Here is a 25,063-nt window from a genome sequence, read left to right on the forward strand (position 1 = left end):
TTGGTGGTCTATGGGTACTAGGCAATAGGCCTGCCATCAGCAACCAGTGTAAACAAGGAAAAGTGGATAAAATGTCGAAGAGGGTTATAAGCACAAGACGACGAGAGGGGAAAGGAGAGAGGTGATAGGAGATACCGATTTAAATTAACAAGCGTTTCCCCTTATTGTCATTGTTCACATTACGTTTTAATGCTACTTTCGGCGCTCTTTCTTCTAACCCATTCTTTTTCCGTATTTTTATGAACATACTTCTTACGCGCATTCGTCTATGTACGCTGCTCATGACTGCCATACTATTAGTGGGTTGTGCGACAACGCCATCCTCTTCAGAAAGGCCCAATACCCCATCGCACACGCGTTCATCCAGTGCCGTTGACAAAACGCCCACAGCAACACCGTTAAAGAATGCGCCTAAACCCATCCGAGTGACCATGCCACCCACGATTGTTGATGACGGTGATTTTGACGTCATGCTCAAACCTATTCAAATCACTGTCCCTCATTCTTAAGCGTACACATTGATGAAACGTCTCAATAAGCCGCGTTGGCTCGCGATATTGCTTTTCAGCCTCTCTCTACTCTATCTCATTCCTGAAATCATTTTTAATGCCACCTTGGTGGATGTCGCAGGTAACGGTCGTAATGATCAACACCTACTACATGTCATTGAATTATTTGGCCGTACGATGTCAGGGATCGGGGTTACGCTCTTAGTGGCGGATGTTCTATTAAAAGGACGCTGGGTACGCACGACAACGCATACCCTTTGCCACTTTGCCTTAATTGCAGCTGTTGTATGGCCCACCGTCTTTTGGGGGCAGAAATGGGCTGTCGATACGTTTTTAATTCATCCATCCACCCCGCAAGCACGCCAAGATGCCTTTTTCTCTTCCGTTTTACGGTCGGGCTTGGCGGTCAATGCCGTAGAGATCCAAGGCATACCTTACGATCCCAACCGGTCGAATTCCGCGACAGAAATGACCTTCCTGACCATGATTGGTGGACTGATTTTCGCGCAAGATGATTTCATCGATCATGTTTCGACCCAAAAACACGCTATTTTAGATCGCTACATCACCAACCACGCAGGTCGTCAGTTTGATCACGATTATGCTCGCTATGTCACGCTGCGCACCGAAGTCAGAGAAGCATGGGCGGACTATCACCGTGGCAGTACGGAATACAACAGAACAATGGCCTCTGCGAATCGTCGAGCCAACACTGCGTGGGATGACGCCAACCAACAGATCCAACAAGGCTGGCAAGACTACCAATCAGCACACCGAGCCTATGAAAAACAGGCTGGCCACATCGCAGACAAATTTGCGCCCCAATTGTATGAACTGTTAGACGCTCGCAATCAATGTAACAAGCGCTCTTCTGGCCATCGCCTTGAAAGCTGTCTCGCTAAAATCGAAAAGAAATATCAGTATGGTCTGCGACAAGCACAGCTTCCTTACCGAGACATGGATTACTGGTTAATTGAAAGAATAAACCGTACCCGAGGGGAAACATCGGTTAAAGAAACCATGATGACGCTGGGCTTATCCGCATTATTAGCGGCCGTAGAAATTGCGGCTGGCGATGCCGGTGAAAAAGATGTGCAGTATTACTACACAAACGATCCGTCAGACTATCAACCCAAAATTTTGGCTTTATGGAACGATAAATTCAAACAGAAAACGGGATATCCGCTGTTTATTACCTCTAACCAGACTTTCCGTAACCATGTGGCCACCGCCAATACCATCCGCGACAAAATGAGTCATGAAGGAGTCACACTCTCTCCCCAATGGCGCATCCATCAAGTCTCTGCGTTTAAACAAGCGGTAGAACTGTCCGTTCGCCAGCAGGCAAACACGGCATGGCAACAACAAGTCAACCAAAGCGGAATGGATTTATCCCCGAATAAGAGTTGGACCGCTTTTCAGGTGCATCCGGATATTCAAGGGAAGATTGAAGCTGAAATGGGTGAGCGTTATTACGTCAAGCCGATCCTGTCTGACTGGAACAAACGCCAGTTCTATCAGCATGTGGTGAAAGTTAACATTGATCGCGAGCGCAAATACTGGCTCACTTACATTCAGTCAGCCAGCGCCCAATTCGCCGATGGACGTCCTTTTGCTGAGGATGGGAAAGCCGCACTACGTTCAATCATCGTACCGCCGATTTCCATGTCATTGTCCCTATTGCTGATTTTACTCACCATCATCAAATTGCCGCTCAAATTGTGGCAGTTAGTACACTATGATACCCCTGTCACCCCCGTCGAGAAGCGCAACCATCAACTGATCACGGCTGGCTTAATCGCCTTGATGATGATCAGCCCAGTATTGGTCGGTAGTTCAAAGTTCACCGAACAACGCTCTGCGGTTTCATATTTCCTTGAGCAGTTTGATGACACAGTGTCACCTGTCAGCTCCATTGCCCTGAAGTGGGTACTGCACACACAACCGTTAGTGCAACCTCTGGGGGCGACGTTAGAAAATCACTTGGCAGTGATCCCTGCCTTTGATCGCCATCTTCAACCCTCATTGACCCAATGGGACAATCTCATCATGGCCTCCTTATATGGCAACACAACAACACCGGCGACACATACGGGTCCATTACCGTTTACGGTAACCAGTAATGCCCCCCATATAAAAGTGCGGATCATGAATATCAGACCGAGTTATCAAGCAGGCATGACCTTGCCACAAGGCAGCTATGATATCGACGTGTCAGCACCGGGATATCAATCCGTACGTCAATGGGTCAATCACAACACGGAAACATCGTCCCACCATATTGCGTTACCACGACGCTAGTCTCGACACACCATCAGGCAAAAAACGCCCAAGGATCACTTGGGCGTTAACGTTTTCTGGCTCTGGTTCTGTTTTTCTAGTTTACAATCAACTTGGAAAAATCAGGGTGGTTAATGGCCATTTTAATCAGGTCTTGAACTGCGGGAGTCAGCGCATCTGCCGTCGCATTACAAGCCGTGACAGCATCAAAACCACTTTTGAATGTGTATTTATTGCTCGCTTCAAGAGACTGGCCATTCGATGAATTCAAAATAACGCCGATGTCCCAATACCCATTGGTTAAGCCTGATGACGAAGAGAATTCGATATTTTTAATGTCACCGGTAATGGCATGGCCATCGGCATGATAAATACTCGCCATCTTGAACTCATCGTTGATCGCCTTGGTAATGAACTCAGGAATAGTCAGACCATCAGCAGGTTCAATTGGCCCCATCAAACGACAAGTTGCACTAAATTCTGCGGTTTGCGTAAGTGACGTCACCTGTGCTTTTGCACCATCAAACTCTTTTAGCTTAATGACATTATCAACCGAGCTGGCATACCTCGGTGGCTGCATGGTCGAACAGGCGGTTAAGGCGAAACTACACAGGACAACAAGTATTGTTTTTTTCATTTTACTTCCCTTTATCATTGCTTTGATAAATGGCCATAGACATAACGATTGAGGCCAGAATCTACAAACCTATCAACCTGTTATCGCAAGGTAAATGTTCTACACCGCGCACATCAACCACTTGCGCGCTACATCTCGTTAAAATGTACGCAACGACGAACAACCGTTTCATTTACCTCTCCCTGCTGTTACCCGCCACACCGTGCCGCCTCTCTTCTCATCCCGAATGCCTGATTTTTTTCTTGATTGACTCCGCCCCCACTCGGTTCAACCTAACCTTCCTACATACACATACAAATACAAATACAAAAAAAGCCTCTACGGGGGAACGTAGAGGCTATCGTTTCAATTGCTATTTGAATTAGCAATATATTGAGACTAGCACAGCGTGATTAACGTGAACCCGCAGGCAGTGCATCCGTGTGTAGGAACTCACCGATACCCAAATCAGGTGGTGTATCCGTATCCATGTTGGCACCCCAACGATGGTTTGGCTTATCACCCATCAAGAATTCAATGTCGCCACCCTGCATGATTTCAGCATGCGTCAGGTACGTGCGATTGAAATCTTTGCCATTCAGCAAGGCTGATTGAATAAAGATATTTTCACGGCTCACGTTCTTCGCTTTCACAGTGAATCGCTGGTTGTTCTCTACGGCGATAGAGGCCGTTTCAAACATAGGCGTACCGATTTCGTAAACGCCCGACGAGGAGTTCACTGGGAAGAAACCGAGCGCACGGAACACGAACCATGATGACAAGGTACCGAAGTCATCGTTACCACAGATGCCGTCAGCAGTGTTGTCGTAGCACACATTCGTTGCAGCTGTGACTGCCGCTTGAGTTTTCCATGGTTGTGCTACGTAGTTGTACAGGTAAGGCACATGGATATCGGGTTCATTACCTTGAACATGCTGACCTAGGTTACCGGTATTAAAGACAGGGAACTGGTTATCACCGGCGTTACGGTCTGGGTACGTGCTGAAGTACTCATCCAAACGCGCCGCAAACAAGGCACCGCGTTCAGCCACTTCATCTTCTCCTAGCGTTGACTGTTCAAACTCCGTCATCAAGTCCACCAGACCGGTGATGTCATGCTGTACGCTGAACGAGTACTGCCAACCGTTGGATTCAGAGAACGCCCAGTTGAACATGTCTGGTCGCCAGTCTTTACCGACTGCGTTACCTGTGACTGGATCAACCCAGCCTGCATCAATGAATTCGCCGCTGTAATCACGCGCTTTAAACCAACCTTGGTACTTCGAGCCACCAAAGTCGAACTGGGCTTGCCAGTTATTCGAACGGTCTGCGAACTCTTTGTATTCTGGCGCATCTTCACCCATCACAAGGGCAATGGATTTCGCGATGTTCCAGTCATTCATGGAATACTCTAACGAGTAAGACGCGGTCCATGAATCTTTGAACGGTGAGTGGCCGCCGTATGAGTCAGGCGGTGTATCATGCAATTGCGCAGGTACGTAGCCTTGTTCTTCATATTCCTTAATCCATGCGACACCTTGGCTCGATACGGCACGGGCATCAGTGATCATTGCGTTCACCAGACGCACTTTCACGTCTTGACGCTCTGCATCAGAGAAGCCTAAGTCGATCATACGGGTATCGAGGTAACCTTTCGACAGGGCGTCATAAATGATTGGCGTCGAGTGCATCCCCATCATCATGCCCGTTTCGTTACCTTTGAAGGTCCATTCAGGTAAACGGCCGCGCTTGATTTCGCCCTTGTCGTTCGTCCACTCTTCTTCTGCATAAGAGAGCATCGACAGTACCATGTCAGCAATACGCGCTGGCTCGGTGATAGAGGCTAACGGCTGAACCGCACGGTAAGTATCCCACAGTGAGAACGTATCGTAACGGGTGTAATCGGCTTTACCGTCTTTGTTGGCATCGGCCGTACGAATCGACTCTTTTAGCGTGTCGATCTTGTCACCCCATGGGGTATTCCCATCTGGGTAGGCGTTACGGCCTTGGTGTGTCTGGCGGTAACGGCCATCAAGGTCAGACAACATGGTTTGACCCGAGTACGAACGGTACAGTGCGGTATAGAAAGTTTGCTTATAGTCAGCATCCCCTTCTACACGGATTTTACCTAGCTCGTTCTCCCACAACTTGGTGGCCGCTTGACGCACTTCATCAAAGTTTTTGCCCGCCACTTCACTCATATTCAGTGATGCGCCGGTTTTACCGTCTTTACCAATTTCAACGTTTGACAGTGCCAGTTTCGCTTCAACGGTCAGCCCCGCTTTTGCCGTATCAAACTCGACGTAAGCACGGGCGTATTGGTATTTACCCAGCGTTTCGCCACCGATTTCCAGCGTGCCAGCAGGCGCATCGGTATACTGTTTACCGTCTTTGTCATAATAAGCAAAACGGATGTTTTTGATTGGCTGGTCGAATTCCATCACGAAGAATTCTTTCTGGTTCGCCGCCCAACCGTCAGAGAAACGGTGACCTTCCAAACGGTTATTCTCTTTATCCCATTTCAGGTAAGAATCTGACGTGTAGTCCCAGTTGATCTTAAAGCCGGTGTTTACGATGATTTCCGATTTATTATCACGCGGGAAGGTATAACGGTGAACACCCACACGATCAGAAGCCGTCAATTCAGCGGTAATATCGTAGTCAATCAAATCAACTTTATAATAACCTGCCGTGGCTTGTTCATCTTTATGTTGGAAGCGTGACGCTTCAAGGTTCAGAGTGGCCGAACCTTCATTGAGCATATAATTAGAACGGCTGTTGATTGGCATCACCAAAATATCGTTCAAGTCGCCCGCGCCAGCACCGGATAAATGGGTGTGCGAGAAACCAGACGTGCGTGCATCATGGTAATAATAACCAGAAATATATTCCCAACCGTTAGCGCCGTTATTCGGTGACAATTGCACCATACCGTGTGGCGTTGTCGCACCTGGGTAGTTATTGCCGAGGTTACCAGTACCAATAAAAGGATTAACGTGACGCGTTAAATCCATATCGGAAAATTCAACCGGTGTGTGTACACCCATATCAATGACCGGCTTTTCGGTGCTTGGCTTATCGTCACACTCTTCGTCACCCGTTGGCGGACACACAGGTTTACCCGTCTCTGGGCTTACTGTTGGCGGTGCAACATCGATGTCACCATTATAATTAATCGTTTCATCATTACAGCCCGTTAAACCCACCAATCCCATGAATACAGCGATGGATAATATATTCTGTTTAAATTCCATGTTATGCCTTTCTTGTCGATAAAAAGGAGGGGGAGCGAGTCCCCCTTAACTATTACTGTGTCAATTAATTCGCTTTTAACGCTTGGTGTTTATCATTCGTCATTTCAAAATGAAGCACACCGCCGTCTTTTAAATCACGATGATGGAAAGATAAATTCGCCCCTAGCGGTTTACCGTTAATCGTCGCGTTTTTAACGTAAATATTTTCTTCAGAGTTATTCGTCGACGTAATGGTGAATGAACCATTATCCCCCACTGGGATCACCGCTTTATCAAAGATTGGGCGACCAATGGTGTACGTCGGGTCACCCGGCGTGACTTGATAGAAACCAAGCGCTGACATGATGTACCACGCTGACATCTGGCCTACGTCTTCATTACCGATCAAGCCTTCATGCGTTGGGTGGTAAAAGTCGTTCATCGCTTGGTTCACAACTTCTTGCGTTTTCCACGGCTCAGCCGTCCAGTTGTACAGGTAAGGCACGTGGTGATCCGGCTCGTTACCCATGACAAATTGGCCGATGAACCCAGACATGTCGTGCGATTGCGTGGTATCAGCGTTTGAATCCGCGTTAAACAAGGCATTCAGGTTCGCCAAGAACGCCGCTTTGCCCTGCTCAGAAACCGCTTCTGGCAAGCTGTAGTCTGCACGTTCAATCACTTCTCCAGCCATGACATTCGCAAGGCCATTCAAGTTTTGAGGCGCAAACCACGTCCACTGCCACGGGTTGCCTTCGGTAAAGTCTTCCCCACGGTGCTCGGCACGGTAAGGCCAGAAGCTGTCGCCTTGTACGAGGTTTTTGCGTTCTTTACACCAGTTGTAATCTTTGCCATCAGGGATCGCCAGTGCCAGATTGTCATCCAGACATTCGCGGCTCAGGTTATTGGCAAACTCTGGCTCGGTAGAACCCGACACTTGATATAACGGACGCATGAAGCCAGTCGCCCCTAGGCTTTCTTTATTCTTACCCAGCATTTTGCCGTAGTATTCAGGGTTGTAGTCAAAGTAGGCTTTGAAGGTTTCAGAACGCTTCATGTAACGCGCGAACATGGCGTCATTGCCCGCCAGTTTAGCGATTTGAGCAATGGTCCAGTCGTAGTAGGCATTTTCAAGCCCGTACGCGACCGATTCATTGACCAGTTCATCGTACTTATCTTGCTTTAAGCCTTCGACATACGCGGGCTTATTGCCCTCGCCTGCGCTCCATTTCACGTTGGCCGGTACGTAGCCTAATTCTTCTGCGTATTGCCCGTGACGCGTCATGACCGTAAAGCGTTTATCCCCGCTCCATGCATCTTTGTAAGGCACCCAGCTTTCGGTGATAGATTCATCAAAGTTTGCAGACACATCCGCCGCTTGCAAGGCCAGTTCAAAGTCTGCTTGGGTGAAGGCTTCTGGGTGTTTCACCATGATATCCGCAATCACCGACACCGCCGGGTAGCCGACCATTTCACCGGTGTAATCCGAGTGCAGTTCCCACTTAGGCAGGACCCCGCCCGTTTTGAATTTGTTGATCAAATCGCGGGCGTAATCAATTGAACGGTCTTTATCGATGATGGTTTTCAGCGGGTGAGACGCACGGAACGTATCCCACATCGAGTACACAGACAGGTTGGTGAAACCGTCTTCTGCCTGATGCACTTTGCCATCCATGCCCCGGTATTTACCGTCGACATCTTGGTAGACAAAAGGCGCGACAAAGGTGCGGTAAAGCGAGGTATAGAACATGGTCTTGTCCGCGATTTTTCCGCCTTCCAGTTCAAACTCACCCAGTACATCGATCCACGCGTTGCGGTTTTTCGCCACCACCGCATCAAAGTCAAAGTCATTGGTATCGGCGTCGAGGTTGTTGATTGCCCCTTCCACGCTGGTACCAGAAATGGCCACTTTCACGGTAATTGGATCGGTGCCTGCACCAAAGTTCAAGTGGGTCATGACATCGTTGGCACGCTTGGCTAAACGATCAGCTTCTGGCGCGGGCTCACCCGGCATTTGCTTATGTTCAGCGTAACCACGGTAGTCGGCGAGACCAACTTCAGTGGCATCAACCGGTGATAATTGGCTTTCAGACGCCAGCTTGGCGTAGAGGTTTTCTTCCACAATCGGCGCAGAGAATTCAGCGACGAAGAAGACGGTTTGCCACTGTCCCCATTCATTCGAGGTACGCGCACCCACTACGGTGGTATCATTAATACGCTTATAATAAATATTACGTGAGTGGTTGCCGTATTGTTCTAATAGCTCATGCTGTAAATCAATACGAACTTTACGATCGCCGCCTTTATTAAACGTGAAACGTTGGAACGCGACGCGATCCGTTGCGGTCAATTCGGCTTTAACGCCAGTCTCAATCAATTCAACAGAATAATAACCGACTTCCGCCGTTTCTGTTTCTTTGTTCATGGTTGGCGCATCAGTATTAAATTCAGAATACGGTAGGAAAGCGAAATCATTCAAATCGCCTTTACCTGCACCTGAAATATGCGTCATCGTGAAACCAGACAGGTATGTATTCGATGGATCATATTCTGATGGTGAACCTTTGCCATTCCAGCCATTCGGATCATAGTTATCCGGTGATGGCTGAATCATGCCTTCCGGCATCACCGGTGACGGGTTAACATTTCCTAGACCTTTCGTTCCGATTAACGTATCGACATATTTCAATACTGTATTCGCAGAAAGACCCGGATCTAATATATTGCCATCCGTATTATTGGATGAATCACTATTACAACCGGTTAAAGCAACCATGCCCAATAGCACAGCAATAGACAATGCATTTTGTTTAAATGTCATGTTGATGTTCTCTATGAATTTAAGCGTCAATATAAAGGGGCGTTCGCCCCTTTATTGAGATGATGATGTTTATTTAGCTAGGTTGGCTTTCATTGCCTGCGTTTTATCACCCGTCATCACGAAGCGCAATTCACCACCGGCCTTGAATTCTTCATGTTCAAAGGTATTGAACGTGTTCAGAGGCTTATTATTAATGGTCACTGACTTCACATACATGTTTTCAGGGCTGTTATTTTCTGCAATCACCGTAAATAAACCAGAGCCAATGTGAACTGTTGCTTTATTGAAAATAGGACGGCCAATCGTGTACGTTGGATCAGTCGGTGAAATCTGATAGAAGCCCAATACTGACATGATGTACCACGCTGACATCTGACCCACATCTTCATTACCGATAATACCGTCTGGTGTTGGTGTATAGAATTCCTTGTAAACCTGATCCAAGTATTCTTGTGTCTTGTACGATTCTTCGGTGCGCTGGTACAAGTAAATCACATGGTGTGACGGCTCGTTACCGTGAATATATTGGCCAATGTAGCCCGTCATATCCTGGTGTTGGTCACCCTCGTCTGAATTCGCCGTAAACAAGTTATTCAACTTTTCATTCAGGCCATTGGTGCCACCCATGATCTCCGTCAGCTTGTCCAAATCTTGCATGAATGACCACTGCCACTGCCACGCATTGCCTTCGGTAAAGGCGTAAGGGTTAGCAACATACGGGTCAAAGTTGCCTGTTGGGTAAATATCATTGGCCCACGATGTGTCAGTACCCGCTAATGGCGCACACTTGTTGTCGCCCACTTGTACCGTCGGTACGAAGAAGCCTGATTCTGCATCCCAATGCGTCAGCGAGTTATAAGAACGCGCTTTAAATTCTTCATAGGTGTGCGTATCACCGGCCGCCTTCGCCATTTCGGCGATAGTCCAGTCATAGAACGAGAACTCCAACGAGTAAGACACTGAGTTCCAGTTAGGTACACGTACACATTGTTCATTGACGTGGTAATTTAACTGACCGGCCATCAATGAGCCTAAGATCCCATCGTTAATTTGTGGGAAATCATGTGGACGGTAGCGAGCCGATTTCACAGAGGCATCCAGTGCCGTTTGTGCATCCACCAGCCCTTTTGTCACGGCATCACCCAGAATTGCCGTTGATGGGTAGCCGATCATGGTACCCGTTTCAGACCCGTGGCCTTCCCACTTAGGCAGCATGCCAAATTCATCATTGGACTTACGGATCAAGTCGTTAACGTACAACGTCGCTTGTTTCGGATCGATGATGGTCCACAGCGGGTGTACGGCACGGAACGTATCCCATGTTGAGTAAATCGAGTAGTTCGGCGTGTCGCCTTTCTCAAGTGTACGCGTGGTGCCTAGCATATCGACGTACTTGCCATCGACATCATAGAACTCAATTGGCGCGATCATCATGTGATACAAGCCGGTGTAGAAGTTGGTCTTTTCTGCGTCGGTGCCGCCTTCCACTTTCACTTTCGACAGTTTTTCTGCCCATGCGAATTCGGCGCTTTCTTTGACTTTGGCAAAGTCATACGTCATCGCTTCGGCTTCAAGGTTTTTCTGTGCGCCATGCCAGTTCACTGGTGAAATCGCGACGCGAACTTCAATGGCTTTATCACCCGCACCAAAGTTCAAATACGCGGTAAGGTCATCACCTTGGTACACGGCGTTGTGACGCATTTCTGTATCCGTCGGTGCATCTTCCCCTTTGCCTAATAGCGCCTTCGCCACTGGCTCATTAAATTTGGCGTAGAAGAAAATATCTTGTCCCTGATGATCTTGCCCCTGGAACCAACCGGTTGAGGTTTTACGGCCACGAATGGTGTAGTCATCCAGAATTTCGATTTTTGTCTTGAGTGTTTCGCCGTTGTTGTTCAGCAGCGTGTGGCCTAAATCAAACTTGATATTACGATCGGCGCCTTCTTCAAACGTATAACGGTGCAAGCCCACACGTTTTGTTGTGGTGAGCTCAACATCAATGTTGCCTTCATTCAGCGTGGTCTTGTAATAACCCACACTGGCGTGTTCGTTAGACTTATCAAAGGCGTTAATCAGGGTATCTTTCATGTCGCTGTATGGCAGCACTAAGATATCGCCCAAATCGGTCGCACCTGTGCCCGACAAGTGCGTATGTGAGAAACCATAAATCGGCACATCTTTATCCACGATCACGCCGTTTTCAGCGTAATCGGAAGAATCCCAGTACCCAGACGCGGAGTGCCAAGGGTTTAGGCCAGATTCATGGTCAATATTAGAACCCACGAACGTATCAGGAGACAGCTGAACCATACCCGCTGGCACTACCGCCCCCGGGAATGTATGCCCACTTGCAGCGGTACCAATCATAGGATTGACGAATTTGTTCAATGACAAATCCACCTCAACCGGTGTGACAGGTGTGCTTGGCTCAAGCGGTGTCGTCGGAATGGATGTCTCTGGCGTGATATTGGTGATATGCGTTGTTTCGTCATTACACCCCGTTAACCCGACGATACCGATAAATACTGCAAGTGAAAGTACATTACGTTCAAATTTCATTACTATACCTTTTATTCTATTTTTAAAGGGAAAGTAAAACTGCCCATAGGATAACCCCTCGCCATTACACACATAATGTAACAACGACTCCCCTATTTACGGTGGCTTCTACGTTCAATTTATAAAATGACAAACCATGAATCACAGTAAAATATAAAAATGCCATCACAACACTTTTGCTTAATTCAACATGCATTCATTTAATGAGGAAATAATATTAATTAAACGCCACCTTTGTAAGTTGACATTTACAGCATTTACTGGATTTTTGTACCTATGAAAGTAAAGTGTGACGGCAGTGACAATTACGTACTAGAAACAATCACTCACCACAAAAAAACCGCAACAAAACATTTAAAATCAAGCACTTAAACCAACAAAGAGACGGTAACGAGTCATGCTATTGAAAGGAGGAGGATATAAAAAATGTGACATACGTTCTAAATAACAATGTACCATTAACTTAACTATTCACTCAGACTCATACTTTCAAGGCATGACTCATTACCTTTATTTTTTTGAATTAATAAGCACACCAAAACACACGCGACTTAATATTTAGAACCAATGTCACAGATATTATTTGTTACATTTTTAATGATCATACTGAAATATCCATTCATCTTAAAAAACGCCTCCCTACCAAATGCATCACCACGCATATCAACAATCAGAAATAACAGGCAAAAAAAAGGCCTGATCACTCAGGCCTTTTCGTTCATTGAATCATTATCGTGATATTTACTCAGCGCCAATCGCTTGTGTTTTATCGCCTGTCATCACGAACTTCAGCTCACCACCCGGTTTAAATTCCGTGTGGTTGAAGAACAAGCCGTCATCCAGCGCCTTGCCATTGATGGTAACGGATTTGATGTACATGTTGTTGTCGGCATTGTTCTCTGTGGTGATGGTGAAGGTACCGCCATCGACTGGGATCACCGCTTTATCAAACAACGGACGACCCACAGTGTAGGTTGGATCCGCCGCATTCACCTGATAGAAGCCCAGTGCCGACATCACGTACCATGCAGACATCGCACCGACGTCTTCGTTGCCGATCACCCCTTCAGGGGCAGCGAAGTACATGTCGTCCAGAATATGGTCAACCACTTCCTGAGTCTTCCATGGCTCTGCCGTCCAGTTGTAGAGGTAAGGAATATGGTGTGATGGCTCGTTACCGAAGGCGACCTGACCAATCAAACCTGACATGTCAGCCGTTTCGGTGCCTTGGCTTTCAGCGGTAAAGGTCGCTTCCAAGTTTTTCTGGAAGGCCGCTTCGCCACCCATGATGGTTTTCAAGCCTGCGATATCGTGGGGCACAAACCATGTCCACTGCCACGCGTTACCTTCGGTGTAGTTACCGGTTTCATGAGCGGTACCATAAGGGTCAAACGGTGCCATAAAGGAGCCGTCCATCATGACCGGACGCATAAAGCCCGTCACCCCGTAGTCAGCGTATTCACTTGGGTTGTTGTCGAAGTACTTCTGGTAACCTTTCGAACGTTTCAAGTACGTGGCTTCAGCATCGGTATCCCCTGCGGCTTTGGCAATTTGTGCAATTGCCCAGTCATAGAAGGCATTTTCTAAGCCGTACGACACCGACTCAATGGTGTAGTCTGGATCGATCGGGTCACCATCAGCATCACGTTGAATCGCCGGTGCAAATCCTTCCTTCTCTATGTAGTCGATGTGCTTGGTCAGGGTGCGATCCAACACGCCCTTATCCCACTCTGTTTCCAAGGTCGCGTAGTTATCATACGTCGACGAATCAATCGCGGCTTTCAGTGCCAAATCTTTTTCAGCTTGGGTGAAGGCATCCGGGAACTTGGTGATCGCATCAGCAATCACGGCCACCGCGGGGTAACCCACCATGGTGCCGGTTTCATCCCCTAAGTGTTCCCACTTCGGCAGCAACCCACTTTCTGTATATTTCTGTACCAAGTTCTTCGCGTACTGCACCGCACGTGTCGGTTCAGTGATGGTTTTCAACGGGTGCAGAGCTTTATGCGTGTCCCACAAGGAGTAAACCGAGAAGTTAGGAAGCGCTTCGGTGGCCTGACCATACGCGATGGAGTATTCTCCCTCACCATTGCGGATTGAGCCTTTGCCCATGCCGCGAAAACGTCCGTCCACATCTTGATGCACCATTGGGGCAATTTTGGTGTGATAAAGCGCGGTGTAGAAGATCTCTTTCTGATCGTCCGTGCCACCTTCAATGCTGAAATTCAGTGCTTTGGCCCACTTCTCACGCGCTTGCGTGCGTGCCGTATCAAACGACATATCGGCTTCTGCCACGTGGTTGTTCTGTGCACCGTCAGCATCCACCGCAGAAAGCGCCACTTGCGCATTCAGCGTTTGTGAACCGCCGTCTTCAAATTCCACATAGGCAGTGACGTCCGCTTTAACGCGTTTGATAGCCGTGCCTTCGTCATCATAAATCAACGATGAAACGTGTTCTGCGGTTAGACCATCAACCGGTTGACCGTTCGATAAGATATACACATCTTTAATTTTCTTATCGAATGTCGCGTAGAAGAAGATTTTTTGGTTTTTCGCCCAACCCGAGAAATGCGCCGCATCACGCTCACCGGTGATGGTGTAACCATCATCACTGACAGTCAGTTTGTTGCGCAGTGAAGTCGCGCCCCAGTCGCTATTGAGGATCGAGTTTAAGTCGATCTTCAAACGCTGTGGTTGGCCTTCTGGGTAAGTATAACGGTGGAAACCCACACGCTCAGATGCGGTCAGTTCGGCTTTGATGCCGTTTTCTGCAATTTTTACCGAGTAGTAACCGGCTTCCGCAATTTCAGAGGTTTTATCCATCTTGACGGAAATCGCCTTGCGGTAGTCGTCGGTCTCTTCAATATATTTGGCTTTGTTTTCGGTAAACGGCAGGAACAAAATGTCACCTAAGCCGCCCATGCCAGTGCCTGACAGGTGGGTATGCGAGAAGCCAAACAGGGTTTTCTTATCGAAATGATAACCTGACGATGAATGCCAGCCGATCAATTCAGAATCTGGCGACAATTGCACCATGCCTTCAGGCACAACAGGGCCAGGGAAAGTATGGCCGTTAAAACCGGTACCAATCAACGGATCGACATATTGCAGGTTCGTGGTGTCTACCTGAGTTTTGCTGGTCGAATCATCATCGTTGCAACCAACCAAACCCACTAAACTGGCGATAACCGCTGTGGTAAGCATGCTTTTTGAGAAATTCATGGAATGTCCTTGTCCTGATGAGGGGGAGTCGACACTCCCCCTTTCAATTGCGTAAATGAAACGAGATGGCGTTATTGCGCTTGCAGGGCTTCTTGCTTATCGCCTGTCATGATGAAGTGCAATGTACCGCCCGCTTTAATTTCGCTGTGCGCAAACGTGAAATGCTCACCCAAAGGCTGACCATTGATGGTCACAGATTTAACGTACTTATTGTGCGGGCTATTGTTATCCGCAATCACTTTGAACTCGCCGCCTTCCACAGGAATGGCAATTTCATCAAACATTGGACGACCAATGGTGTAAACCGGATCAGCCGGAGTCACTTGATAGAAGCCCATCGCAGACATCAAGTACCACGCACTCATCTGGCCAACATCTTCGTTACCAATCAAACCGGTTGGTTCGCTGGTGTACATTTCCGTCATGATACGATCAAGGTACTCTTGTGCTTTCCAAGGCTCATCCGTCAATGCATACAGGTAAGGAATGTGGTGCGACGGCTCGTTACCGTGCATGTATTGGCCGATATAACCGGTCAAGTCAGGCAGCTCTTCGCCCGTATTTGAAGAACGCGCATTGAACAACTCATCCAAGTCTTCACGGAAGGCTTTCTCTGGTGTGGTGTCTTTGCCTTTCGCTTTATCCGCTTCAAAGATTTCTTGTTTTAGACGAGCGAAGTCATGCATTGGCTGGAACTTCCATTGCCACGCATTGCCCTCGGTAAAGGCAAATTCATCGACGTAATACGGGTCGAACGGCAACAACGGACATTGCTCTTTCATGTCGCCAGAGCCTTCCGGCCACYCGACGGTCACACATTCATTCACACGGTTTTCGTCCACTGGGCTGTTAAATTCCAATGGTGGCTTGTTCGGTGATGAACTATTTGGGTGATTCTTCGGACGCAAGAAGCCTGTTTCCGCATCCCAGTGGTTCATCCAGTTATCCGCGCGTACCATGAATTCTTCTTGCAGTTTCACGTCACCCGCCATGCGTGCGATTTCGGCCATCGCCCAGTCACCATAGGCAAACTCTAATGTGTAAGACGCACTGTTCCAGTAACCATGGTGTACAAAGCCATTCTCTTCATACACTTTCACTTGAACAACGTTCGCCGCGCCAATGTTGTTGTCTTCGGTCCAATCTGGGAACGCTTCTTTCTCGTGGTAACGCACGGTGAATTCAGCGGCTTCTTTGGCCAAGTTCGGATCAACATCCAACCCTTTCGCCATCGCATCGGCAATAATAGACACCGCTGGGAAACCGATCATGGTGCCCGTGTAGTGGCCGTGCAGTTCCCATTTCGGCAGAATGCCACCGTCTTGGTATTTACGGATCAAGTCATTAGCAAACTCTTCTGCACGCTCTGGGTCGATAATGGTTTTCAGCGGGTGCGCCGCGCGGAAGGTATCCCACATGGAATACACGGAATAGTTAGGTGTGTCGCCCGCGTCTTTTTGAATACGGGTACGCATGGCGGGGTATGTGCCATCCACATCTTGGAAGATCATTGGCGCAACAGACGCATGGTATAACGCGGTGTAGAAGATCTCTTTTTGATCTTGGGTGCCACCCGAAACGCGCATCTTGCCTAGCTCTTCATGCCATGCTTTGTTTGCGTTGGCGCGTGCCGTATCAAAGCTCACATTTTCCGTTTCTGCGGCTAAGTTTTTCTTCGCGCCATCCGTGCTGTTTGGCGACAAGCCCACTTGAATTTCAATCGGCTGATCTGACGGAGCGAATTCTAAGTAAGCGATGGTTTTGGTGCCATCAATCAAGTCATCCTTTACGTCGATATCGGTTTCAACACCATCCACCAAAGCAATCGCTTTCGTGATAGGTTGATTGAAGGTCGCGTAGAAATACACGTGTTGGTTGTTTGCCCAACCGTTTGAGCTACGCATACCGCGAATGGTGTATTCATCGATAAATTCGATATCGCCATCCATGGTACGGTTATTGAAGTGGCCTTTGTTCAAGGTGTGGTCTAAATCAAACTTGATAAACGGCGTGGTGCCTTCTTGGAAGGTATAACGGTGGAAACCCACACGCTGGGTGGTGGTCAGCTCGGCTTTGATTTCGCCTTTGTTTAACGCCACCGAATAGTAACCGGCTTGCGCCGTTTCATTGGCTTTATCAAAGGTATTAAAGACAGCGTTTTCTTTCTTGGTAAACGGTAGGACTAAAATGTCGCCAAGATCGGTGATCCCTGTACCTGATAAGTGGGTGTGCGAGAAACCATAGACAGGGATTTCAGTCAATACGCCATGGTCAAAGTAGCCCGCTGCAGAGCCCCATCCTTCCATTTCAGTATCTGGCGACAATTGCACCATACCGTAAGGGACAACCGCACCTGGGAATGTATGACCGTCAGCGCCCGTACCAATAAAAGGATTCACGTATTGCGTCAGTGAAGTATCTAACACCACACCGACTTTATCATTGCTGTCATTATCGCTGTTACAACCCGCAAGGCCGAGCATGGCGACGATCACCGCCGTTGAAATAAGAGTTCTTTTCAGATTCATTGTTATGTCCACGAATAGTTATGGTTATAAAGCGTTATTCCCATTAAGGGGGAGGTAGGGATATAACGCCGTCTGTATTTTTTATTACGGATTTTTATTACGTGTTTTATTGGATCTTTTATTTGATACGTTATTTCATGGTCGCCATGACATCTGAATAGGTGGACGCCATGAAAAAATGCAGTTCGATATCGTATTTCAACGCACTGCGAGAGAATACACGGTGCTCGCAAAGGGGTTGACCGATAAGGGTGAAAGCGTTGCTATCGACAGGAATAGACAAATAATGCCGTTGAGATGTCATTGGGTGTGTTCTCTTTTTTATTAACAGGATGAGTCCCCCATTAATTAGCCGGATAATATCTTGCGCTGTTAATTTTCATCACCTGTTACCGTTGTCGTAAACGTTTTGTCATTATGGTATGACCGTGTTTATCGATAACTTGTATGCATCGCTTCAAGTGATAAGTATCAGCAAGAACGGAAAATTAACCAGGGCAAAATAATCGTTGCTTCAAAAAAGAATAAAAAGAGAAAGTGAACAGGCCCGTTGGATAACTTTGGTATTCACATCATGAATATGAATAACGAAACCATCTTAAGGATGGGGACCTCACGGTCCCCATGTATTGCGTGAGCTATTATTTCATTTGTACTTATTGCAAGAACACTTAGGCTTTAATCAGTGTTGCTGCGTTTTTCATTGCTTCTTTCGTTGAACATTCAACTTGACGAATGTTGGCGAAACGCTCTGATTCTTTCACTGGGATATCGTGAGCAAGGATGATGAACTTCGCGTTCGCCACATCTTTTGCTGTCAGCTTATTCACTAGGCCATTTGAACCTTGTGTTTCAACTTTAATCTTGATACCCGCTGCTACACCCGCTTTCTCTAGCGCTTTTGCCGCCATGAAAGTGTGTGCCACACCTGAAGGACAACATGTTACTGCTAGTACATCGTACTCGCCTTCGCCAGCTACTGGCGCTGCTGCCGCTTGTACAGGTGCTGCTACTGTTTCGTCTTCTTCAACCACTGGCTTCCAGAAGCCAACAATCAGTGCGGTTGTTAGAGAACCTAGTGCAATACCTACCACGTACATTGGGATGTTGCTAGATACCGGTGCAGTGATTAGACCGCCCCAAGGTGCATGCAGTAGCACGTCTGTTAGGAAACCGAATACACAACCTACGATACCACCCGCTACGATTGAAGGAAGTACGCGCATTGGGTCGTTCGCTGCGAATGGGATAGCACCTTCAGAGATACCGATTGAACCCATGATTGCTGCTGCTTTACCGGCTTCTTGCTCTTCTTTCGAGAATTTCTTCTTGAATAGGAAGGTTGCTAGCGCCATACCCAGTGGTGGTGTACAGATTGCGATACCCACGCCACCCATTAGCCATGGCTGTGTATCTACCTGCGTTTGAGCAAACAGTGTCGCTACCTTGTTGATTGGGCCGCCCATATCGAACGCCGTCATACCACCAAGAATCATACCAAGCACAGCTTTAGACGAACCCGCCATGGATGCTAGGAATTCATTCATGTTCACCATGAAAGAAGAGATAGCCGCACCTAGGCCCCACATCACGATACCAGCAGAAACCAGAGTACCAACCAGTGGGTAGATGAAGTACACACCCAGTGCACTTAGGTGAGCAGGAATCGGTAGCTTCTTAAGCTGAAGTACCACACCACCCGCGATGAAACCCGCGACGATACAGCCAAGGAAACCACCGCCCAAATCAGCCATGATGCCAGAAGCGATAAACGCAGGCGCTAGTGCAGGTTTATCCGCGATAGAGTAACCAATGAAGCCACCCAAAATGATTGGGAAAAGCACAAGGCCTTTGATCGCAATCGTCGAGATATCTGCAAGCACACCCGTATCAGGTACCGCACCTTTACCGGTTGCCATTACCGCTAGAGCCAGTAATACACCGCCCGCGACCACGAAAGGCAGCATGTGAGACGTACCGAACAACAAGTGTCCTTTTAGTTTAGAGAGGGTTTGTTTCCAATCACTTTGATTATGCGTTGCAGTCATCGTTGACATAAAAAGTCATCCTAAAAATTAGTTAGTCAATAGGTCTAAAACTTGTTGTTCCGTGGTCGCTTTTTGCATGTCGGCAATTAAATCGTCACCGAACTTTTCAAATAGCGCTTGTAGTGCATAAATATGGTGGTCACCGCTTTCTGGTGATGCAATCATGAAAAATACCGTCGGCTGGTCATCATCTGCACCGTATTCGATGGCTGTTTTTGACACGCCTACTGCGATTGCAGGTTCAATAACTGCAGCATTTTTCGTGTGCGGGTAAGCAATGCCCATGTCGGCAGTGACACACTGCTCTTCACGTGCATAAATACCGGCTAAAAAGTTTTCTTTATTATCGATGCGATTATTTTTAAATAGCATTTCAGCTAACTCAGAAAACACACCGTCTTTGGTTGTTGCTTCTAAGTTAAGTTTAATCAAGTTGGTATTTACTAGTGTCGTGATCATGGTCTTTCCCTTTATAAAACTTTTTGCTTAATTCAATCTTTATGAATTTGATGAGCGAATCATATGGATTAACCGACGACTTGGTAAGTTGACATTTACGCCATTTACTGGATTTTTGTACCCACGGAATCAAAGTGTGACGGCAGTGACAATTACGTAAACAAAGACAAAGGACAAAAACAAAACGACACACAAGTAAAATAAAAACAACAAGTTAGACAATAACCATCACACTGGGAGATAAGAAAAATGAGAGGCGAAGCACATAAAATGCGCCATGCAACGTCTGGATAACCCAGCCCTGCAAGCTGAACAATTCATCCAAAATCCTATTTTTTCTGTTGTCATATTGTTTTTTTACCGTCTACCTATAAGCAGCCCCCTTCGTTACTCACTTGAAAAATAGAACCCATATCACAGAATGATCCCGGTATACCAAGCTAACGTCATCGTCATAATATGTGATCTTTATCGCTATAATCATTCACCTCCTATAATTGGCATATAAATCCAATGTATCGAAGGCGATAAATAAACGGTAATGTATAAATGGAGATAATATTTATGGTGTAATAAATGCAAAAAGGAAGCGTTATTACGCCTCCTTTATTACTGCTTTTTTATCGGCATTTCATGACGAACAAGATTAGGGTGTGTCCCTCAATTATGTTGCGTCCATCGCTGCTGCTATTTTCAAGCAGGACAACTTAAAAAATGTGTGATTTGGTGGGCCAAATAAGCAATTTTTAAGGCAGCCATGCGCAGAAAATAGCGCAGCCCGAAGGGTTATGGCCAAAATCCGCGTTATCTGCCCCAAATGGCTTGAAGATAGAACCACTATGTTCATCGTCATTTTGATTGCTTTCACGAATTTTGGACCTATAACGATGGTGCAAATAATTAAGGGACACACCCTAGTGAGATGATTGCTTCATTGCGACCAGTACATCAATCACATCGTACACATCTGCATTATTGTATTCAGCAATGTCGGATAGCGTCTGATCAGTATTCACCGTCAACCCTGTGGCTTCTAAAGCCGTTTGTGCGTCTTGCTCTGTCACACCAAATACGCCAGCGACCGACACCAACTTGGCATCAACGGCTGCATCAAACATTTCACCGGCGGCGTAGTTGTCATTATAAGACAGGGCAAACAGCCCTACACCTGCCACCAAACCCACTAGCATCGGCATTCTTAGCTTCTGGCTAAAATATTTCACAAAGACTTTCTTGTGGGTGTAGGCATGACAACCCACAGCCACCATCAATCCCATGCTCATCCATTCATGGGTCGCTCTGACGCTCCCTGTCGACAACTCGAAAAAGAGCAGCATAAAGTAATCAACAAAACCTGACAATCTCGAACCATTAAATAGCCCTTAAATTTCAACAGCATAAGAAAAACAGGCATGATTGGTTGATTTTTGCATTGACAAGAAAGTGTTAACGGAACTATTCTGCGCAGCATGTTCTGCGCAGAATAGTAAATAATAGCAACGACATCGCAAAAATACGCAATACCAGTCACTTTATCGTGATGGTTAATGAACATATTTGATTAATCGCAGTGCTGTTAAGACTTGCATAATCATTGAAAATATATCTATTGGCTAAACTAATGAATCAGCCTCGTCTAAACATTGATATTTGAATCAGCTCAAATTAAAAAACAAGTGGCTAGATTCAATAATTGTGAAATTGGAATTTAAATGGAATATGCTCGCAAAATTCTTGATAGTCTTGGGAAGTTAATGATTTATATTCATCTAAAGTTTGATGATTATGATATTGCTTACCTAAAAAGCCTATTTGCTGAGGCTAAGTCAGATCAAAACGCGAATGAAAAAATTCGAGGAGTACTAGATGAGATAAATCGAAACAGAAACTTAGGTCATGATTTTGATTACAGCCTTGGGTTAGAGGTATATAATACCAATGAAGGGTATAGATTAAATGTTACTGGAGCATTTGAAGCACTTGGTATCGAAAGATCTGGCAAACGATACTATATTAACCAAACTACTTCAGGTTACGAAAATCTCGGAAGAAGCGACCAACTAAGTAAAGAACAAAAGCAAAAGATAAAAAATAGCAATCCAAATTTTAAAAAAATCACGGTTGCTGTAGCACCTGGTCTTTTACCTTTTATGAAAGAGTCAGATTACAATATGTTGAGTCACTATGATTATATAAGAAGTGATAATTCAAAGACCTGGGATATTGATACTTTTATGACAATTTGCATGCTTTATTCAGTTGGATATTGCATGCCGCCACAATCAGTATTCTCTAATGTACATCAAAAATTAAATGCTTTAATGTTAACAAAATTTCTAAAAGAATTAGCAAGCAGCCGTTTACTTAAGCAAATTGATGAAGCATTCGCTCGCAGTGGTAAAATAATGACACAGCATGAACGAATAATCCATACTGCAGTAAAGACTGACGCAAATCTTGAAAAAATGAAAAAATCACAAGACCGATTTACAAATAGAAACAACGTACTTCAATATCATATTTCGCGTCTAATGAATAAATCATTCGATCCAGAAAAACCAGATTTCAAAAATGGGACAGCATATTATGTTGGTTACATAATTGCGAAAGTTTTTCCAGACAGTGTCGCCAAATATTTAACTAAAAAGAAGAAAAAATATAAGTTCACTGGCAGTAGGATGAACCTGACTAACTTTTTTGCCCAAGAGTTAACCAAAGAATTCATCGATCATGTGATAAAGTTCATGGAAAGGTATGAGGATGGAGAGATAGACAAATTTAAATTTGAGTTTGATAGACATTTCAATGACAACACCAATCTTTTGTTTAAGCCTTCTGGAAATTTAGAGTATGATTCAATTGTTGATAATATGATTATATCAGGTCAACCTGAAGCGGCTTTTGTTTCAATGTATGAAAATTTATCTATAATTTCTGCCACTAAGAAATTAAAAAACTATCCATCTTAAATAGATTACGTTCAGGTTATTCTTAAATAACTTATCCTGACATATATTTAATCACAATCATATTTAATTTTAAGACCAACATATGTTGGTCTTACTCTTACATAAAATAATAATCCCCTATACACAAAATAAAACCAAACATTAAATAAAATGACATCTAAACCAACCCCAAATATTCCTTCATTTTCATGTAAGCCACTTTGAATGGAGCATTGTTCGCAGATATTGAATATTTATAGTGACATTCAGAATCATTATTATTTTCATTGAAAAATTTAATAGGAGTTACAATATTATCATGCCAGAATTTATTATTTTTACCCCAGTCGAACTTACCTAAATCTTCAATGACTTCATTTATTTTTTCAACATCACTATTCTTTACATCATATATGATTTTTGCAGCAATGTTAAGACCTACAGGATTAGCAATTAAATAACGTTTTCTAATACTAGGTATAACTGCTCGCGCTTCAGAATGCTCTTCAAGTTTTGAAATTTTATGGAGGATATCTATATTAAAAATCAGCTTTTCCGTCACATTTAATGCAAATTTCTCAAATTCAGCCAAACTTTCATCAGTAAAATTTGCCTCACACCATTCATCAAATGCTTTTGTTGACATAGATGGATTACCAGTAGCAAGCGTCTTTAAATAAGTTTTTAATGATGACGTAATTATGAAGGCTCTTGAGGCGCTACCCAAAGACTTTGAGTTTCCGTCGGTTAATCCTTTATTAAACAACTCGCAATTATAAGTGAAGTAATCTACCACCTTATTAAAGGATAATCGTTGATCATAGATTGACAAGATTGAGTTTGACAATGCCAATGTTTTTCCACAGTCAGCAAAATCTTGATGTATAGATCTTCTGTCAGATTCAAAGTTAATCATGACGGTTAAGGTTTGATCTAAAATGTCATCTCTTGTCTTATGATCATCATCCATTTCAAGTTCATGTATCCATTTATCAAAAGCTTGAATTCTATGTTGGCCATCAATAATTATTAATGATTTCCTATTTCTATTCATTAATAAGAAAAAATTTTCTTTGTTATTATCAGAAATCGATGGATAACTGATTACTGATATTTTTTCACTCAATGCTAATGTTATTGGAGGAACAATATACTGCTCTCTAAAGTTTCGTTTTAAATAAACAACGATGCTATCAACATGCTTTGAGTCAACGGGTCTATTATACTGCTCTTTAATACCATCACTATCAATGAATCCATATTGGTTTTTCTTAGCTGGCTGATATGCAACTAAATTTAATATTTCTTTGATAGTCAGTGATGTTGAAGCGCTATTGCGCCCCCCTTGCCTACCAGGAAATGCTTCAATGATAAACATATCTGTCATTTCAGAAATCTGTTTGGCCACGCTATAGGCTTCGTCGGCACTCTGAAATCGAGTCCATGTGATTGAGTTAAATGATTGACTGTTCATAATATGATTTCGGGTACTAAAATTAGACTTAATGCTAATGACCTATTCTACAGCTGTCAAAGTATAAGTCAGCAATAAGATTCCTACTCATTTTCGAGTTGATTATCGAATCTATTTAGTATCTATGTCGCGTTGCCACATACTCAATTGCTTTCTAAAATGAGGAGGGGGGGGGAAGAAATGCAGGGAACAGACGCGAGTAGGGATTTACAAAATCCCGTCATTCCACAAATGACAGACGTAAAAAAGCCGCTGATTGCTCAGCGGCTTTTTTGAATGTGGCGGAGAGATAGGGATTTGAACCCTAGGTGGGCTATAAACCCACGCCGGTTTTCAAGACCGGTGCTTTAAACCACTCAGCCATCT

The 25,063-nt window shown here is 45.3% G+C and carries 14 protein-coding genes; 2 read left to right on the forward strand and 12 right to left on the reverse strand.

The annotated features are described in order from the left end of the window. Positions 1–139 precede the first annotated feature (139 nt). The gene (locus L4C36_RS07310; protein ID WP_428477139.1) at positions 140–472 is read right to left on the reverse strand and encodes a hypothetical protein; all 333 of its coding nucleotides are present in this window, start codon (positions 470–472) and stop codon (positions 140–142) included. A gap of 49 nt (positions 473–521) precedes the next feature. Here L4C36_RS07310 and L4C36_RS07315 point away from each other — a divergent pair, with 49 nt between their 5' ends. Further along, positions 522–2,810, forward strand: a complete 2,289-nt coding sequence (locus L4C36_RS07315) for a peptidase associated/transthyretin-like domain-containing protein (RefSeq protein ID WP_428477140.1) — start codon at positions 522–524, stop codon at positions 2,808–2,810. 76 nt (positions 2,811–2,886) lie between these two features. Here the strand turns inward: L4C36_RS07315 and L4C36_RS07320 are convergent, their stop codons facing one another. From L4C36_RS07320 to L4C36_RS07365, 10 genes are all read right to left on the reverse strand, one after another. Continuing rightward, complete coding sequence (locus tag L4C36_RS07320) at positions 2,887–3,426, reverse strand: hypothetical protein (RefSeq protein ID WP_428477141.1); 540 nt, start codon at positions 3,424–3,426, stop codon at positions 2,887–2,889. Between the two features lie 392 nt (positions 3,427–3,818). Further along, complete coding sequence (locus L4C36_RS07325; protein ID WP_428477142.1) at positions 3,819–6,659, reverse strand: GH92 family glycosyl hydrolase; 2,841 nt, start codon at positions 6,657–6,659, stop codon at positions 3,819–3,821. Positions 6,660–6,723: 64 nt separating this feature from the next. Beyond that, complete coding sequence (locus L4C36_RS07330) at positions 6,724–9,459, reverse strand: GH92 family glycosyl hydrolase (RefSeq protein ID WP_428477143.1); 2,736 nt, start codon at positions 9,457–9,459, stop codon at positions 6,724–6,726. A 69-nt stretch (positions 9,460–9,528) separates the two neighbouring features. Next, positions 9,529–12,018 carry a GH92 family glycosyl hydrolase gene (locus L4C36_RS07335; RefSeq protein ID WP_428477144.1) on the reverse strand — a complete coding sequence of 830 codons (2,490 nt, stop codon included), beginning with the start codon at positions 12,016–12,018 and terminating at the stop codon, positions 9,529–9,531. 741 nt (positions 12,019–12,759) lie between these two features. After that, complete coding sequence (locus tag L4C36_RS07340; RefSeq protein ID WP_428477145.1) at positions 12,760–15,240, reverse strand: GH92 family glycosyl hydrolase; 2,481 nt, start codon at positions 15,238–15,240, stop codon at positions 12,760–12,762. 71 nt (positions 15,241–15,311) lie between these two features. Then, the gene (locus tag L4C36_RS07345) at positions 15,312–17,768 is read right to left on the reverse strand and encodes a GH92 family glycosyl hydrolase (protein ID WP_428477146.1); all 2,457 of its coding nucleotides are present in this window, start codon (positions 17,766–17,768) and stop codon (positions 15,312–15,314) included. Between the two features lie 130 nt (positions 17,769–17,898). Next, entirely contained in the window at positions 17,899–18,072 is a 174-nt protein-coding gene (locus tag L4C36_RS07350) for a hypothetical protein (protein ID WP_428477147.1), read from the reverse strand. Between the two features lie 367 nt (positions 18,073–18,439). After that, positions 18,440–19,825: a PTS fructose transporter subunit IIBC gene (locus L4C36_RS07355; protein WP_428477148.1), complete on the reverse strand. Its 1,386-nt coding sequence runs from the start codon at positions 19,823–19,825 to the stop codon at positions 18,440–18,442. Positions 19,826–19,843: 18 nt separating this feature from the next. Continuing rightward, positions 19,844–20,275, reverse strand: a complete 432-nt coding sequence (locus tag L4C36_RS07360; protein ID WP_428477149.1) for a PTS sugar transporter subunit IIA — start codon at positions 20,273–20,275, stop codon at positions 19,844–19,846. A gap of 914 nt (positions 20,276–21,189) precedes the next feature. Further along, a complete protein-coding gene (locus tag L4C36_RS07365; RefSeq protein ID WP_428477150.1) occupies positions 21,190–21,612 on the reverse strand; it encodes a hypothetical protein in 423 nt (140 codons plus the stop codon). A 375-nt stretch (positions 21,613–21,987) separates the two neighbouring features. Between L4C36_RS07365 and L4C36_RS07370 the strand changes: the two genes are divergently transcribed. After that, positions 21,988–23,244, forward strand: a complete 1,257-nt coding sequence (locus L4C36_RS07370; RefSeq protein ID WP_428477151.1) for a hypothetical protein — start codon at positions 21,988–21,990, stop codon at positions 23,242–23,244. Between the two features lie 157 nt (positions 23,245–23,401). On the opposite strand, the gene L4C36_RS07375 is transcribed toward L4C36_RS07370, so the two are convergent. Beyond that, a complete protein-coding gene (locus L4C36_RS07375) occupies positions 23,402–24,631 on the reverse strand; it encodes a DNA sulfur modification protein DndB (protein ID WP_428477152.1) in 1,230 nt (409 codons plus the stop codon). Positions 24,632–25,063 lie beyond the last annotated feature (432 nt).

Origin of the sequence: Photobacterium japonica, from assembly GCF_050337005.1 — a bacterium.
GTDB lineage: Bacteria > Pseudomonadota > Gammaproteobacteria > Enterobacterales > Vibrionaceae > Photobacterium > Photobacterium japonica.